This window comes from Pseudomonas sp. DF11, assembly GCF_058148565.1.
Map to the genome: position 1 here is coordinate 92898 of NZ_JBYVYN010000013.1, position 16035 is coordinate 108932.

General features: G+C 63.2%; 14 protein-coding genes. 11 read left to right on the forward strand and 3 right to left on the reverse strand.

All coding sequences use genetic code 11. From position 1 onward, the window contains the following. Window positions 1–114: 114 nt before the first annotated feature. From AC30D9_RS27370 to AC30D9_RS27405, 8 genes are all read left to right on the forward strand, one after another. A complete protein-coding gene (locus AC30D9_RS27370; RefSeq protein ID WP_490145247.1) occupies window positions 115–1140 on the forward strand; it encodes an ABC transporter ATP-binding protein in 1026 nt (341 codons plus the stop codon). Then, window positions 1137–2006, forward strand: a complete 870-nt coding sequence (locus tag AC30D9_RS27375; protein WP_109751657.1) for an ABC transporter permease — start codon at window positions 1137–1139, stop codon at window positions 2004–2006. The genes AC30D9_RS27370 and AC30D9_RS27375 overlap by 4 nt, the downstream gene beginning before the upstream one ends. A 6-nt stretch (window positions 2007–2012) precedes the next feature. Further along, window positions 2013–2807 carry an ABC transporter permease gene (locus AC30D9_RS27380; protein ID WP_134923621.1) on the forward strand — a complete coding sequence of 265 codons (795 nt, stop codon included), beginning with the start codon at window positions 2013–2015 and terminating at the stop codon, window positions 2805–2807. A gap of 7 nt (window positions 2808–2814) precedes the next feature. Next, entirely contained in the window at window positions 2815–3105 is a 291-nt protein-coding gene (locus AC30D9_RS27385; protein ID WP_134923620.1) for a (2Fe-2S)-binding protein, read from the forward strand. Between the two features lie 166 nt (window positions 3106–3271). Continuing rightward, a complete protein-coding gene (locus AC30D9_RS27390) occupies window positions 3272–4627 on the forward strand; it encodes an FAD/NAD(P)-dependent oxidoreductase (RefSeq protein ID WP_490145248.1) in 1356 nt (451 codons plus the stop codon). Next, window positions 4624–5739 (forward strand): NAD(P)/FAD-dependent oxidoreductase, encoded by a 1116-nt coding sequence (locus AC30D9_RS27395; RefSeq protein WP_490145249.1) that lies wholly within the window; start codon window positions 4624–4626, stop codon window positions 5737–5739. The genes AC30D9_RS27390 and AC30D9_RS27395 overlap by 4 nt, the downstream gene beginning before the upstream one ends. Window positions 5740–5757: 18 nt before the next feature. Continuing rightward, window positions 5758–6819, forward strand: coding sequence for an ABC transporter substrate-binding protein (locus AC30D9_RS27400; protein ID WP_307571289.1), 1062 nt, complete (start codon window positions 5758–5760; stop codon window positions 6817–6819). Between the two features lie 144 nt (window positions 6820–6963). Further along, the gene (locus tag AC30D9_RS27405; RefSeq protein ID WP_490145250.1) at window positions 6964–8289 is read left to right on the forward strand and encodes a leucine-rich repeat-containing protein kinase family protein; all 1326 of its coding nucleotides are present in this window, start codon (window positions 6964–6966) and stop codon (window positions 8287–8289) included. 55 nt (window positions 8290–8344) lie between these two features. Here AC30D9_RS27405 and AC30D9_RS27410 read toward each other — a convergent pair whose 3' ends face one another. After that, the gene (locus AC30D9_RS27410; protein WP_490145251.1) at window positions 8345–9049 is read right to left on the reverse strand and encodes a YebC/PmpR family DNA-binding transcriptional regulator; all 705 of its coding nucleotides are present in this window, start codon (window positions 9047–9049) and stop codon (window positions 8345–8347) included. A 218-nt stretch (window positions 9050–9267) separates the two neighbouring features. On the opposite strand from AC30D9_RS27410, the gene AC30D9_RS27415 reads away from it, so the two are divergent. Then, window positions 9268–10674: a type VI secretion system Vgr family protein gene (locus AC30D9_RS27415; RefSeq protein ID WP_490145252.1), complete on the forward strand. Its 1407-nt coding sequence runs from the start codon at window positions 9268–9270 to the stop codon at window positions 10672–10674. Window positions 10675–10800: 126 nt separating this feature from the next. After that, window positions 10801–11349, forward strand: a complete 549-nt coding sequence (locus AC30D9_RS27420) for a cytochrome b (protein ID WP_307571293.1) — start codon at window positions 10801–10803, stop codon at window positions 11347–11349. A gap of 6 nt (window positions 11350–11355) precedes the next feature. Here AC30D9_RS27420 and AC30D9_RS27425 read toward each other — a convergent pair whose 3' ends face one another. Further along, the gene (locus AC30D9_RS27425) at window positions 11356–12264 is read right to left on the reverse strand and encodes a 1-aminocyclopropane-1-carboxylate deaminase/D-cysteine desulfhydrase (protein WP_490145253.1); all 909 of its coding nucleotides are present in this window, start codon (window positions 12262–12264) and stop codon (window positions 11356–11358) included. A 189-nt stretch (window positions 12265–12453) separates the two neighbouring features. Further along, on the reverse strand, window positions 12454–14493 hold the full coding sequence (locus tag AC30D9_RS27430; RefSeq protein WP_307571295.1) for an oxidoreductase: 2040 nt from the start codon (window positions 14491–14493) through the stop codon (window positions 12454–12456). 410 nt (window positions 14494–14903) lie between these two features. Between AC30D9_RS27430 and AC30D9_RS27435 the strand changes: the two genes are divergently transcribed. After that, a complete protein-coding gene (locus AC30D9_RS27435) occupies window positions 14904–16034 on the forward strand; it encodes a carbon-nitrogen hydrolase family protein (RefSeq protein ID WP_490145254.1) in 1131 nt (376 codons plus the stop codon). Window position 16035 lies beyond the last annotated feature (1 nt).

A 16035-nucleotide genomic window follows, 5' to 3' on the forward strand; every position in this document is an offset into this window, starting at 1 on the left:
GGCAGCCGACTCGAGGTCGAGCGCCAACGCACCCCAGCAGCATCCTTTCGTATCTGCCCATACAAAAAAGCGCGCCTCGCGGCGACGCATAACAATCCCAGGTGGAGCGCAGCTATGGCTTTTGTGCAACTTGAAGGACTTGGCAAACGTTACGGCGACATCGACGCCGTGGTCGCCACCAACCTGTCGGTGGAAAAAGGCGAGTTCGTCTCGCTACTGGGGCCTTCCGGCTGCGGCAAGACCACCACCCTGCAAATGATCGCCGGCTTCGTCGAAGCCAGCAGCGGGCGCATCCTGCTGGACGGTCGCGACATCACCCATGCCAAGCCCGCCAGTCGTGGTCTGGGGGTGGTGTTCCAGAGCTACGCGCTATTCCCCCACATGACCGTCAAGGACAACGTCGCTTTCGGCCTGCGCATGCGCAAGGTCGCCAATGCCGAGCTGCAACAACGCGTGGATCGGGTGTTGAAGCTGGTGCGCCTGGACCAACACGCCGAACGCTACCCACGGGAACTCTCGGGCGGCCAGCGCCAGCGCGTGGCACTGGCCCGGGCACTGGTGATCGAACCGCCGGTGCTGTTGCTCGACGAACCGCTGTCCAACCTCGACGCCAACTTGCGCGAAGAGATGCAATACGAAATCCGTCGCATCCAGCGCGAAGTCGGAATCACCACCCTGATGGTCACCCATGATCAGTCCGAAGCCCTGTCGATCAGCGACCGGGTCGTGGTGATGCAGGCCGGGCGTATCACCCAGATCGACGCGCCGTACACCCTTTACGAGCACCCACGCACCGAATTCATTTCCGGCTTCGTCGGCAAGGCCAACCTGCTGCCCGGCCTGCGCGATGGCGCGGGCGTCGTTCAAGTCTGCAACCGGGACGACGCTGACCTGACCCTGAGCCTGCGCCCGGAAAAAATCGACCTGCTTGCGTCCGGCTCGGGCCGCCTGCAAGGCACCCTCGTCAGCCGCTTCTTTCTCGGCAGTCAATGGCTGTACGGCGTCTCCACCAGCCTGGGTGAACTCTGCGTGGTACGCCGCAACGACGGCTCCGCGCCCTTGGTCGAAGGCACGGCGGTGGGCCTGGACTGGGATCCGGCACTGCTGCGGGTGCTGAGCGCGGACGAGGTGCCGGCATGAAGCTGATCGATGCGATGCGCCGTGGCCGGCAGGGTTACCTGATGTCCGCGCCAGCCCTGGCCTTGTATCTGGGCCTGCTGGTCATTCCGCTGGGCTTGACGCTGGTCCTGTCGTTCAACGTCTTCGACTACAGCTCGGGCATCAACAACGACGCCTTTACCTTCGACCACTACACCAGCCTGCTGGGCGACCCGTACTTCTACGAGATTTTCCTGCGCACGTTCTGGATCAGCGCCCTGACCACGCTCTTGTGCGTGCTGATCGGTGTGCCCGAGGCGTACATCCTCAGCCGCATGGGCGCACCGTGGCGTTCGATTTTCCTGATCCTGATTCTCACGCCGCTGCTGATTTCAGTAGTGGTACGAGCCTTCGGCTGGAGCCTGCTGCTCGGCGCCGACGGCCTGGTCAACCAGGCCCTGCAAGCATTCGGTGGCGCGCCGATGAAGCTGCTCTATACACCGTTCGCCGTGGTCATCGCCCTGGTCCATGTGATGTTGCCGTTCATGATCATTCCAGTCTGGACCTCATTGCAGAAACTCGACCCGGCCGCCGAACAGGCCGCGCTGTCGCTGGGCGCGAGCCAGTTCACGGTGATCCGCAAGGTCGTGCTGCCACAGATCATGCCCGGTGTGCTCTCCGGCACGCTGATCGTGTTCGGCCTCGCCGCCAGCTCCTTCGCCATCCCCGGCCTGCTCGGTGGACGGCGCTTGAAGATGGTCGCCACGTTGATCTACGACCAGTACCTGTCGGAGCTGAACTGGCCCATGGGCGCGGCCATTGCCGTCGCCCTGCTGCTGCTCAACCTGCTGATCATGCTGTCGTGGAACCGAATGATCGAAGGCCGCTACAAGAAGTCATTGGGATAATTCGCCATGTCCAGAAACGGTCCTTTCGCCCTGCTGTTCCACGCCCTGGTGGTGGTCTTCATGCTCGCGCCGCTGGTGGTGGTCTGCCTCGTCGCCTTCACCCCGGAAAACACCCTGAGCCTGCCAACCACCGAGTTTTCCCTGCGCTGGTTTCGCGCGGTGTTCGAGCGCGCGGACTTTATCGATGCGTTCTACAACAGCCTGATCCTGGCGTTCTGCGCGGCCTCGCTGGCGACCTTGATTGCAGTGCCGGCGGCCCTGGCGATCACCCGGCTCGAGTTCCCGGGCCGGGATTTCTTCAATGGCCTGTTCCTGTCGCCGATCATCATTCCGCACCTGGTATTGGGGGTGGCGTTACTGCGTTTGTTTGCGCTGATGGGCGTGAACGGCAGCTTTGCCTGGCTGATCTTCGCCCATGTGCTGGTGATCACGCCGTACGTGCTGCGCCTGGTACTCGCCTCGGCCATTGGCCTGGACCGCAGCGCCGAGCAGGCCGCGCAGTCGTTGGGGGCCGGGCGCTTCACGCTGTTTCGGCAAATCACCCTGCCGATGATCCTGCCGGGTGTGGCTGGGGGCTGGTTGCTGGCGTTCATCAACAGCTTCGATGAAGTCACGCTGTCGATCTTCGTCACCTCGCCAGCCACGCAAACCCTGCCGGTACGCATGTATGTGTACGCCACCGAATCCATCGACCCGATGATGGCGGCGGTGTCGGCGCTGGTCATCGGGCTCACCGCGCTGACCATGATTCTGCTCGACCGGGTCTATGGCCTGGATCGGGTCCTGGTAGGCAAACAATGAGGGTGTCATGGCACTGCTGAAACGACTGGCCGAAGGCGACCGCCCGGCCCTGGACTTTACCCTCGACGGCAAGCCCGCCACGGGCCTTTTGGGGGACACCCTGCTGACCGCCGTGCTGACCTGCGGCGAACACCTGCGCGGCAGTGACTTCAGCGCCGAACCCCGGGCCGGTTTCTGCCTGATGGGTGCCTGCCAGGACTGCTGGGTGCGCCTGGGGGATGGCCGCCGCGTACGCGCCTGCTCGACCCTGCTCGAAGCCGGGCAGCACATCATCCGCGAACCGGGGCGCCAGGTATGAACAATGTAGCCAGATACGCCCCCACCGCGAGCAGGCTCGCTCCCACAGGGGACTTGTGCCATCCACAAAATCCACATCCACCGCAAATCCGATGTGGGAGCGAGCCTGCTCGCGATGGTGTCTCTAAAGATGTCGCCAATCCCACTGCATCGCCAACGAGGTGGTCATGAAACCCGTCGCCATCATCGGCGCCGGCCCGGCCGGTATCCGTGCCGCGCAGACCCTGGTCGCCCACGGCGTATACCCCGTCCTGCTGGACGAAGCCGCTCGCGGTGGCGGGCAGATCTATCGGCGCCAACCGATCAACTTCAAGCGCCCGCCAGCCAAGCTCTATGGCTTTGAAGCGTCCAAGGCCAACGCCATCCACCAGACCCTCGACGCGTTGCGCGAACAGCTCGATTACCGTCCCGACACTCTGGTATGGAACGCCGAGGCCGGCCTGCTCGATACCTTGCATGAAGGTCGCACCGCGCGCCTCGAGTACGCCAGCGTGATCGTCGCCACCGGCGCCACCGACCGGATCCTGCCTGTACCGGGGTGGACCCTGCCTGGGGTGTACAGCCTGGGCGCGGCGCAGATCGCCCTGAAGTTCCAGGGTTGCGCCATTGGTGAACGGGTGGTGTTCGCCGGCAGCGGTCCGTTGTTGTATCTGGTGGCCTACCAATACGCCCGGGCCGGCGCCAACGTGGTCGCGGTCCTCGACAGTTCGCCCTTTAGCGCCCAGGTCCGCGCCCTGCCCGGCCTGCTGGCACAACCGGCCACCCTCGCCAAGGGCCTCTACTATCGCGCCTGGCTCACCGCCCGCGGTATCGCTGTGCATCAAGGCGCGAGCCTGTCGCGCCTGGACGGAGAACGCCGGGTGCAGTCGCTGCAATGGCACGACGCAAGCGGCGAGTACACCCTCGACTGTGACGCGGTGGCCTTCGCCCATGGCTTGCGCAGCGAAACCCAGTTGGCCGACCTGCTGGGCTGCGAGTTTGCCTGGAATGCCCTCAACCGCGCCTGGCTGCCACGGCGGGACCACGCCGGGCGCAGCAGTGTGCCGGGGATTTACCTGGCCGGTGACGGTGCCGCAATCATGGGCGCCGACGCGGCTGAAATGGCCGGTGAACGGGCGGCCCTGGCCTTGCTCGAAGACAGCGGCTACTGCACCGACCCACAACGCTGCACACAACTGGAACAAGCCCTTGAACGCATCGGCCGGTTCCGGGAAGGCCTGGAGCGCGCGTTTGCCTTTCCTGAACGTTGGGCCGCCGATGCGGCCGATAACCTGATGATTTGCCGCTGCGAAGAAGTCAGCGCGGGTGATATCCGCCGGGTGGTGGGCGAAGGCCATTGGGAGATCAATCGGGTCAAGGCCCATTGTCGGGTCGGCATGGGTCGTTGCCAGGGCCGGATGTGCGGTACCGCGGCAGCAGAAATCATTGCGCGCGAAAGTGGCCTCCCCCTCTCCGACATCGGCCGCTTGCGGGCCCAGGCGCCGGTCAAGCCGGTGCCGTTCGGCCTGGAGGTCGAACCGTGATCGAAGTGGATGTGGTGATCATTGGCGGCGGCATCGTCGGCGCCTCGGCCGCGTTGTTCCTGAGCAAGGCCGGCCGCCGGGTGGCGCTGCTGGAGCGCGACTTCTGTGGCTCGCATTCCAGTGGCGTGAACTACGGCGGTGTGCGGCGTCAGGGCCGACCGTTGTCGCAATTGCCCTTGTCGCAACGGGCCCATGAAATCTGGGGCCAGTTACCTCAACTGATCGGTATCGACGGTGAGTACCAGCGCAGCGGTCATCTCAAACTGGCCCGCAGTGCCGAAGACCTGCAAGCGTTGCGCGACTATGCCGCCAGCAGCCACGGCTTCGGCCTCGATTTGCAACTGCTCGATCAAGAAGAACTGCGGACCCGTTTTCCGTGGGTTGGCACTGTCGCGGTCGGGGCGTCACTGTGCCCGGACGACGGCCATGCCAATCCGCGCCTGGTTTCACCGGCGTTTGCCCAGGCCGCCCGCCGGCATGGCGCGCTAGTCCACGAACAATGCACTGTCAGCAACGTTGTCCACGACGGCCAGCGCTTTGCCGTACACACCGCAACAGGCCTGACGCTCCACGCGCCCTGGCTGCTGAACTGCGCCGGTGCCTGGGCCAGCCAGTTCGCCGCGCAGTTTGGCGAAGCGGTGCCAATGCACGCCGGGCATCCGGCAATGCTGGTCACCGAGCCCTTGCCCTTGGTCATGGATGCCAGCACTGGCGTCGAGGGCGGCGGTATCTATGCCCGCCAGGTCGCGCGTGGCAACTGTGTACTGGGGGGCGGCCAAGGTTTTGCCTTGGACGCCGCACGCGCCCGGCCCGGCCAGAATGCGGTGATCGAGATCCTGCGCCAGGCCGTCGAGCTCTACCCATTCCTGGAGGGCGCCCAGGCGATTCGTACCTGGAGCGGCACCGAAGGTTACCTGCCCGATCGTCAGCCGGTGATCGGCCACAGCAGCACCCAGCCCGGTCTGTTGCACGCGTTCGGCTTTGCCGGCGCGGGTTTCCAGATCGGCCCGGCGGTGGGCCAGGCGCTCACCGAGATCATCTGCAGCGGGGCTTCGTCCACGCCGCTGGATGCGTTTTCCATCACCCGGTTCCACTCCATCTCCGTTGCTTGATAGAGGAAGGTCGCGCCAATGAATAACGTCAAACGCAGTGCACTGTTCGGTTTCTGCTCGCTGGGCTCCGCTTGCCTGGGCGCCCTGCTCCCGGTCACCCAGGCGTTGGCCGAGCCGACGCTTTACCTGGGCATGAATGGCGGAACCATGGAGCGGCTTTATGCCGACAAGGTCTTGCCCACTTTCGAGAAAGCCAACAACGTCAAGGTGGTCATCGTACCGGGCACCTCAGCCGATATCCTGGCGAAGGTCCAGGCCAGCAAAGGCAACCCGCAGATGCACGTGATGTTCCTGGATGACGGCATCATGTATCGCGCCATCGCCATGGGGCTGTGCGACAAACTCGAGGACAGCCCGACCCTGGCGCAGATCCCGGCCAAGGGGCGCATCAAGGATCAGGCCGTGGCCGTCAGCCTCGGCGTGACGGGGCTGGCCTACAACACGCGGCTGTTCAAGGAAAAAGGCTGGAATACGCCCACCTCATGGATGGACCTGGCCGATCCACGCTTCAAGGACAAAGTGGTGTTCCAGTCGATGGCCTCCTCCACCTTCGGCCTGCACGGTTTCCTGATGTTCAACCGGATCCAGGGCGGCAGCGAAACCGACGTCGAGCCGGGCTTCAAGGCCTGGCCGAACACGGTGGGGCGCAACGTGCTGGAGTACATCCCCAGCTCGGCGAAGATATCCGAAATGCTGCAGACCGACGAAGCCGCCCTGTTCCCGCTGACGCCGACCCAGGTGACCGCGTTGAAACTCAAGGGCATGCCGGTCGAATACGCCCAGCCGAAGGAAGGCGCCGTAGTGCTCAACGTCGCCGAATGCGCCATCGCCCAGAACACCCAGCCGGAACTGGCGCAAAAGCTTGCCGCGTTCCTGCTGACACCTGAAGCCCAGGCCATTGCCCTGGAAGAAGGCGACCAGATCCCCTCTAACCCCAACACCCCGACCACCGACAAGACCCGCGGCCAGGTGGAAGCGATGAAGCAATACCTGGAAACGGCGATCGCCGTGGATTGGGACCAGGTCAACGAACAGCGCCCGGCCTGGAACGCGCGGTGGAACCGCAGCATCGAACGCTAGAGCGATCGATTGTGGCCAAGGGAGCAACACTGTTGCTCCCACAGATAAATCCCCTCGCCACAGGGTTTTGTGTCGGGCTGATTATTGGTTAACTGTCTGGCTTCGGACCTTGCGCCCGCCCCTTGATCAACAGCGACCCCCGCCATGCACACCCTCGCCCAACTGCGCGCCGGCCAGCTCTCAGGCATCACCCGACTGGACCTGGCCTGCGGCTTGACAGAGTTTCCCCGGGAAATCTTCGACCTGGCCGACTCCCTCGAAATACTCAACCTCAGCGGCAATCAGTTGGAAACGCTGCCTGACGACCTGCATCGGCTGACCCACCTGCGCGTGCTGTTCTGTTCGGATAACCGCTTCACAGAACTGCCCGAATGCCTGGGCCGTTGCAGCGCGTTGACCATGGTCGGTTTCAAGGCCAACCGTATCGAGCGCGTCACTGGCGCCTCGCTACCGCCACTGCTGCGCTGGCTGATCCTGACTGACAACCGCGTCAGCCAATTACCCGATGAACTGGGCCAACGTCCACACCTGCAAAAACTGATGCTGGCCGGCAACCGCTTGCAGCAATTGCCTGCAAGCCTGGGCCAGTGTCATCGTCTTGAACTGTTGCGCATCGCCGCCAACCAATTGACCGAACTGCCGCAATGGTTGCTGCAACTGCCAAGCCTCAGTTGGTTGGCCTACGCTGGTAATCCGCTGGAAGCCCAGGCCGAGGCGGCCGCCCTGGCTGCTACAACGCCCATCGACTGGTCGCAATTGAGCTTGCAACAACAGCTGGGCGAAGGCGCATCGGGGGTGATTCATCAGGCGCTCTGGCAGCCGCCCGGCCAAATTGCCCGAAACGTTGCAGTGAAGTTGTACAAGGGCCAGATGACCAGCGACGGCTCGCCCCTGCATGAGATGCATGCCTGCATCACTGCCGGTCGACACCCGAACCTGATTGACGTGCTGGGCCAGGTTACCGGGCATCCCGAACAACAGGCCGGGCTGGTGATGGCGCTGATCGAGCCCAGCTACCGTAACCTCGCCGGGCTGCCGAGCCTGGCTTCGTGCAGCCGCGACGTGTATGCCGATGAGCTGCGCCTGAGCGCCCCGGTGGCCTTGCGCATCGCCCACGGCATCGCTTCGGTGGCGGCGCACCTGCACCGCCAGGGCATCACCCATGGGGATCTGTACGGGCACAATATCCTGTGCAACGACCTAGGCGATTGCCTGCTGGGAGACTTTGGCGCGGCGTCTTTCCACGCCACTACGGACAACGTACCAACCCGCGCACTGCAGCGCATCGAGGTGCGGGCCTTCGGGATTCTGCTGGGGGAATTGCTGGCGCGGATCGAGCCGGGGCTCAGTGCCATGGACCTGGCGAGGTTGCAGGATCTGCAGGCGCGCTGCTGTCAGCCAGGGGTGCTGGCGCGGCCGGGATTCGAGGAGATCGAGGGGTTGCTGAGCGAGATCAAGCACAACGGCTAAGCCGACACCCTTGTGGCGAGGGGACTTACCCCCTCACTACAAGGAGTTGTACTGCTTAACCGGACAACCCGACAAACATGTCCTGCACGTCATCGTGGTTATCGAGACCTTCGAGGAAAGCTTCGACTTCAGCCATCTGCTCGTCGCTCAAGCCACTGACCGGGTTTTTCGGCTGGTAGCCCAGCTTGGCCGACAACACGGTAAAGCCCTGCTCCGGCAATGCCTTCTGCACGGCATCGAGGTCGGCAGGATCGGTGATAAACAACGTCGCACCTTCTTCGCCCGGCTCGAAATCCTGGGCACCGGCCTCGATGGCGGCCATTTCCGGATCGGCGTCCGGGCTGTCCGGCGCGGCTTCGATCATGCCGACATGGTTGAAGTCCCACGCCACCGAACCCGAGGCGCCCAGTTGGCCCTTGCGGAACGCGACGCGAATTTCGGCAACGGTACGATTGATGTTATCGGTCACGCATTCAACGATCAGCGGCACCTGGTGCGGCGCGAATCCTTCGTAGGTCACGCGGTGGTATTGCACGGTCTCACCGAGCTGGCCTGAACCCTTCTTGATCGCACGCTCCAGGGTCTCGCGGGGCATCGAGGCCTTCTTCGCTTGCTCGACCACCAGGCGCAAGTGCGCGTTGGTAGCAGGATCAGCGCCGTTACGCGCGGCAATGGTGATTTCCTTCACCAGTTTGCCGAAGATCTTGCCCTTGGCGTTGGCAGCCGCTTCTTTGTGTTTAACCTTCCACTGTGCGCCCATTACTCACTCTCTTGTCTGACGCGCCGAGACATCTGCCGGCCGGCGCTGTGGCGCAAGTTTATACGGCCTAAACCGGCTGATCGACCAAAAATTCACCCTGCTGGATCGACATTTTCACAGCGTGTTGTAGGGCTTTTCTGAAACAGCGACTCATAAGCACCGTTCTCCGCCACGGTTTCGTACCCTCTGCGCCTCTCTCCCAGCCAGTAGGAGCTGCGATGCGCAACGACACGGAAAGTCCCTTCAGCCTGACACTCACGCAAAGCGACTTGCAACTGCAGGTATTGCGGTTCAATGGCCGGGAAGCCCTCAACCAGCCGTACCGCTTTGACCTCGAACTGATCGGCCTGGCCCCACCGATAAACCCCGACCTGCTATTGGGGCATCCAGCCTTCCTGCGCCTGGACGGCGAATCGGGGGTCCATGGGATTGTCCACAGCGTCAGCTTGAACGCCCAGGCGCCGCGGCGCATTGGCTATCGCCTGACACTGGTTCCCTACCTCCAGCAACTGGAACAAGGCCCGCGGCGCCGGGTTTTCCACCAGCTCAGCGTGGTGCAGGTGCTGCAACGCCTGTTGGAAGAACACGCGCTACCCACCGACAGTTACCGTTTCGAACTGCCCCATGGGCAGTATCCACGTCGCCCGTTTTGCATCCAGTACGACGAAAGCGACCTGACCTTCCTGCAACGACTGTGCGAGGAGGAAGGCATCCATTACCACTTCGAACACGCCCCCCAAGGCCATGTCCAGGTGTTTGCCGAAGACCCGAAGAGCTTTCCCGCGCGCGCCATCGAGCTGCCCCTGCGCCCGAGTGACAACCTGCTACCGGCCATCAAACGCCTGTATTTGCGTCACCACTCGCTGATGCCTGGCCTACCCGTCGGCTTCAGCGACCGGGCCATGCCTGAAGCCGGGGCCACGGCGGCGAATCACCTCCTTGAACAGATCGATCACGAAGCCATGCGCGGCGACCCGGCCTTGGCTCACCGTTACCAGACCGGACGCCGCCACCTTGAACGGCTGCGCTGTCGGCAGCGGGAGATCCATGGCCACAGTACCCAGCCGGCCCTGCACGGCGGCGACATCGTACAGATCTGCGAACACCCGGTTGCCACCTTCAACGATCAATGGCTGGTCACCGAGGTCCAGCATCGCGGGCGGCAGTTTTCGATCCTTGAACCGGACTTGCCTGCCACACCGTCGGCCCGTGACTACCGCAACCGGTTCACCGCCATTCCATGGTCCACCGTATTCAGGCCGGCCCTCAAGCATCCCAAGCCTTGCATCCCCGGGTACCACTTGGCACACGTACTCGGCCGCACCGGCCAGCCAGCCAGGCCGGATGAACGCGGCCAGGTGAGTGTCAGCCTATGGGCGCCGGACCAGGAAGGCATCACGCTGCCCGTGTCGCGACTGACGCTGGTTGACAGCCCCAGCCTGATAGCCGGCAGCGAGGTGCTGGTGAGTTTTCTCGATGGCGACCCCGACCGGCCAGTGCTGTGCCCAGGGGCTATCGATACCGGTGCCGGACAAACCGCCGCGCCACTGAAACCGCCCCGTGGCAATCATGATGTCGGACTGCTGCTGGACTGGCTGCTGAATCCGCCGGACATCACCCCCTGACCCATCTCTATGGCTTCATACCGGCAAAACTGATCTGGCTCATGCAAACCCAGCGAAACGGGCTTACAGTAAACAGACAACGCCGCTCTAGACGGCGCTCTACCCTGATTGTTGGAGATACCTGCAATGCCCTGGAAAAACTCAGAAAGCCGCTACAGTACCGTCACGGTAACCTTGCATTGGCTGATGCTGGTTCTGCTGGCGGTGGTCTATGCCTGCATCGAGTTCCGGGGGATTTTCCCCAAGGGCAGCGGCGGCCGGACCCTGATCAAAGAAGCGCATTTCATGCTCGGCCTGACCGTGTTCATGTTGGTCTGGCTGCGCCTGTTCGCCCGCAGCATGGGTAAGGCACCGGCGATTTTCCCGGCCTCGCCTGCGTGGCAAACCTTCCTCGCTCGCCTGATGCACTGGGCGCTGTACCTGTTCATGATCGCCATGCCGCTGCTGGGCTGGCTGATCACCAGCGCCGAAGGGCATCAGGTGATGTTCTACGGTTTCGATTTGCCCTTGCTCGTCAATCAGGACAAGGATTTCGCCAAGCAACTGGAAGGCTGGCATGTGCTGGGCGGCACCATCGGCTATTGGTTGATTGGCCTGCATGCCTTGGCGGGGCTGTATCACCACTATGTGGTACGCGACAACACGCTGCTGCGGATGATGCCCAAACGCGGCTGATCGCTGTTATTCGAACCCTCGGCGGCCTTGCAAGCCGCCGGTGTGGACGAAGATCAAACGGGTGCCTGGGGCAAACCCTCCGGCCTCGACCCGCGCTTTAAGCAACAGCAAGGCTTTTCCGGTGTACAACGGCTCCAGCTCGATGGCTGCCGTGGTTTCGATGAAGTCGGTGAGTTCGCCATCGACCCGGGCGAAACCACCACGGCTGCCGTCGAACAGTTCATAAAGCGCACTGCAAAGGCCCGCCTCCCCCAGGAGGCTTTCGACCTGCTGCGCCACGCCATGGTCCTGGGGAACCGCCAGCACACCGTAGACCGGGCGCTGCCCGGCTTCGGCCAGCACCAACCCGGCCAGTGACGTTCCGGTGCCGCAGGCCAGCCACCAGCCGTGATAATCCGCCCATCCCAACGTCGCCAATTGTTCGCGGACGCTGGCCGCCCAAGCCATGCAACCTTGTGCACCAGGTAATCCAGAACCGCCCTCGGGCACTGGATGCAAATGCGGATAGCGGATCTGCCACGACTCCCAGAAATCCGCTGCGTGCCGCTCTCGGTATCCGCCATAACCCAGCCAGTGCAGGTCCATGCCAAAGGCTTTCAGGTCGCGCACCGTCGGCGTGTCCTGGGGGTGCCCACGCAAGAGCCCCGCCGTGGGAAAGCCGAAACGCTGGCCCGCCGCCGCCAGCGCATGCAAATGATTGGAATAAACCCCACCCAGGCTCATGACCCCTTTGGCACCGAGCTCATGGGCGGCGCGCAAGTGATTGACCAACTTGAACCACTTGTTGCCGCTGATCAGCGGGTCGATCCGGTCCAGGCGCAACACTGCCACTTCAACACCGGCATGGGCGAGCCAGTCCAGATGAAGGGGTTCAAGTCGGGGTTGGGGATGCCAGTCGAGGGCGGGAAGCAGCATGGTGGCAGGCCGGACAGGAAGACGCCGGCATCTTAACAGTTGGTCGCGGACTCCCTGGCATCGAAAAACCTGTGGGAGCGAGCCTGCTCGCGATAGCGGTGGATCAGCCAGCGCTTCTGAAGCTGACTAACCGCCATCGCGAGCGGGCTCGCTCCCACAGGGAATCCGGTGTATACGGGGGCGCGTGTCTTACAACTGCGCCGCCAACCGCGAACCCTGGTTGATCGCCCGCTTGGCGTCCAGCTCCGCCGCCACGTCGGCACCGCCGATGAGGTGAACGGTCTGCCCCGCGGCTTCCAGTCCTTCCTGCAATTCACGCAGCGGATCCTGGCCGGCGCAGATCACGATGTTGTCCACGGCCAGCACTTGTGGCTCGCCGGTTTCGCCGATGCGAATGTGCAGGCCATCGTCGTCGATCTTCAGGTATTCGACGCTGTTGAGCATCTGCACCTGCTTGTTCTTCAGGCCCGTGCGGTGAATCCAGCCGGTGGTCTTGCCCAGGCCGTCACCGACCTTGGAAGTCTTGCGTTGCAGCAGGAACACCTGGCGCGCCGGTGCGTGGGGCTGGGCCTTGATCCCGGCCACGCCGCCGCGAGCCTCGAGCCGGGTGTCGATCCCCCACTCCTTCCAGAACGCCTCACGGTCCTGGCTGGTGGCAACGCCCTGGTGAACCAGGAACTCCGACACGTCAAAACCGATACCGCCGGCGCCGATCACCGCGACGCTGCGGCCCACCGGCTTGCGCTCGAGGATCACGTCCAGGTAGCTCAAGACCTTGGCATGCTCCACCCCGGGAATCGCCGGCACCCGTGGGGCGATGCCGGTGGCGAGAATAATCTCGTCGTAACCGCCCGCCACCAACTGCGCCACATCCACCCGGGTGTCGAGGCACAGCTCGACATTCGTGGTCTGCAACTTACGCTTGAAGTAGCGCAGGGTTTCGAAGAACTCTTCCTTGCCCGGCACGCGCTTGGCGACATTGAACTGGCCACCGATTTCACTGGCCGAATCGAACAGCGTCACCTGATGCCCACGCTCAGCCGCCACCGTGGCGGCGGACAACCCGGCCGGGCCGGCACCGACCACGGCGATTTTCTTCACCTGGGTTGCCGGCAAGTAGTTGAGTTCGGTTTCGTGGCAGGCCCGTGGGTTGACCAGGCAACTGGTGAGCTTGCCGCCAAAGGTGTGGTCCAGGCAGGCCTGGTTGCAGCCGATGCAGGTGTTGATTTCATCGCTGCGCCCTGCGGCCGCCTTGTTGACGAACTCCGGGTCGGCCAGGAAAGGCCGCGCCATGGAAACCATGTCGGCATCGCCTTCGGCCAGGATCTGTTCAGCCACTTCCGGGGTGTTGATGCGGTTGGTGGTGATCAGCGGGATGCCCACCGAACCGCGCAACTTGGCCGTGACCTTGCTGAACGCCGCCCGCGGAACCTTGGTGGCGATGGTGGGAATTCGCGCCTCATGCCAACCGATACCGGTGTTGATGATCGTCGCGCCGGCCTGCTCGATGGCCTTGGCCAACTGGACGATCTCATCCCAGGAGCTGCCGCCCTCCACCAGATCGAGCATCGACAGACGAAAGATGATGATGAAATTCGGGCCTACCGCCTCGCGTACCCGACGCACGATTTCCACCGGCAGGCGCATGCGGTTTTCATAGCTGCCGCCCCAACGGTCAGTACGGTGGTTGGTGTGGGCAGCCAGGAACTGGTTAATGAAATAACCTTCCGAACCCATGATCTCGACGCCGTCGTATTCGGCCTTCTGGGCCAGGACCGAGCAGGTGACGAAATCGCTGATCTGCTTCTCGATGCCCTCCTCGTCCAGCTCCTTGGGCTTGAACGGATTGATCGGCGCCTGGATCGCGCTCGGTGCCACTTGCTTGGGGCTGTAGGCATAGCGCCCGGCATGAAGAATCTGCATGCAGATCTTGCCACCGGCCTCGTGTACGGCCCGGGTAACGATCTGGTGCTTGAGCGCCTCTTCTTCGGTGGTCAGCTTGGCCGCACCGGAGTAGACACCGCCCTCGTCGTTCGGGCCGATCCCGCCAGTGACCATCAGGCCCACGCCGCCCCGGGCGCGCTCGGCAAAATACGCCGCCATGCGTTCGAAGCCGCCGGGTTTCTCTTCCAGGCCGGTGTGCATCGAGCCCATCAGGGTACGGTTGCGCAACGTAGTGAAACCCAGGTCCAGCGGGGCCAGCAGGTGCGGGTAATGAGAGGCGGTCATCGGTAGCTCCACAACGGGCGATCACGGGGAAAAAGCGCAAGCTCTGCGGCTTGCATCTGTCATGACCCACAGCGTAAGAGTCGAGCTGCGGGCGCTCAATGACCGTAACTGACAACTTAATGATCCAAATGCGCAGGGCGCCGCTTAACGCTGCGTGACTCTCAGCAGGAATGACATCACCGGTGCGATTGATCATGCTGCTGATCCTGATCCGGATCAGGAAGGCGAAAAATCATTAGCGCGCCATGCCAGCGCGGATGGCGTCCAATGGCTCCATGGACGCCTTTGCACTTGCTTGCCGTGAGTACAAATCAGCGCCTGCCCTTCGCTAATCCCTTGTTTTACCGTACCCTGCCCCGTAGCTCCTGATGAAAATCACGAACCTGCACACGGCCGCTGACTGTTCCCCCATGCGCAAATTTCTGTACCTGCTGTTCACACTGGCCTCGATCGCCGCCCTGATCACCTACGCGCTATGGACGACGGATCGTCCGACGGGTCATTACCTGTCAGACCTGCGGATCAACCTGGCGGTCGACCAGGGTACGCCCGCCAATCGCGGCAACCTGCTGGGCATCCAGCCCGAATTGTTCCCCACCGACTACCAAAGCCCCGAGCGCCTGCATCGCAAACTGGCGGCCTACCTGCAAACGGCTCGCGACCAGGGCTTTCTCAATGCCAAGACCGTGGTGGTCCTGCCCGAGCACATCGGCACCTGGTTGATGGTCGGCGGCGAAAAAGACGAGTTGTACCAGGCCAGCACCCTGAAAGAAGCCATGAACTGGCTGGCGATCAGCAATCCACTGGCGTTTATCCAGGCGCTGGTCAGCGCTCAAGGCGATAACCGACTGGACGATGCCTACCTGCGCATGAAAGCCGAACGCATGGCCCACGACTATCAAGCGCTGTTCGGTGGGCTGGCCAAGGAGTTCGGTATCACCCTGGTGGCCGGTTCCATCGTGCTTCCCGAGCCCAGCGTCAGCGAGGGTGAACTGAAGATCGGCCACGGCGCGTTGTACAACAGCAGCCTGGTATTCGGCAGCGATGGCCGGCCGATCGGCCAGCCCCAACGCCAACGTCATCCCGTGTTTGAACAGCGAGACGTGCTTGAGGGAGACCATCCGACCGCCCCGCAAGTCATCGATACCCCCGCCGGGCGCCTGGGCGTGCTGATCGGCAGCGACAGTTGGTACCCGCTCCACTACCGGCAACTCAACGACCAGGGCGCGCAACTGATCGCGGTGCCAGCCTTCATCATCGGTCGCGATACATGGGACAAACCCTGGGGCGGTTACAAAGGCCTGTCGACGCCGAGCGAAGTGAGCCTCAAGCCAGGTGAAGTGAGCGAGGGGCAAGCCTGGCATCGCCTGACACTGACCGGCCAATTGCCCATCAGCCAGGCCCGGGGCGGCGTCAGCGTGTTCCTGCGTGGCCAGTTCTGGGACAGCGGCAGCGCCGGCCAGAGCTTCATCAGCCACAACGGCCAGCATTTTCCCGATGGCGAAGCCCGTGGCGCCCGCCTGCTGAACCTGTGGTTGTGAA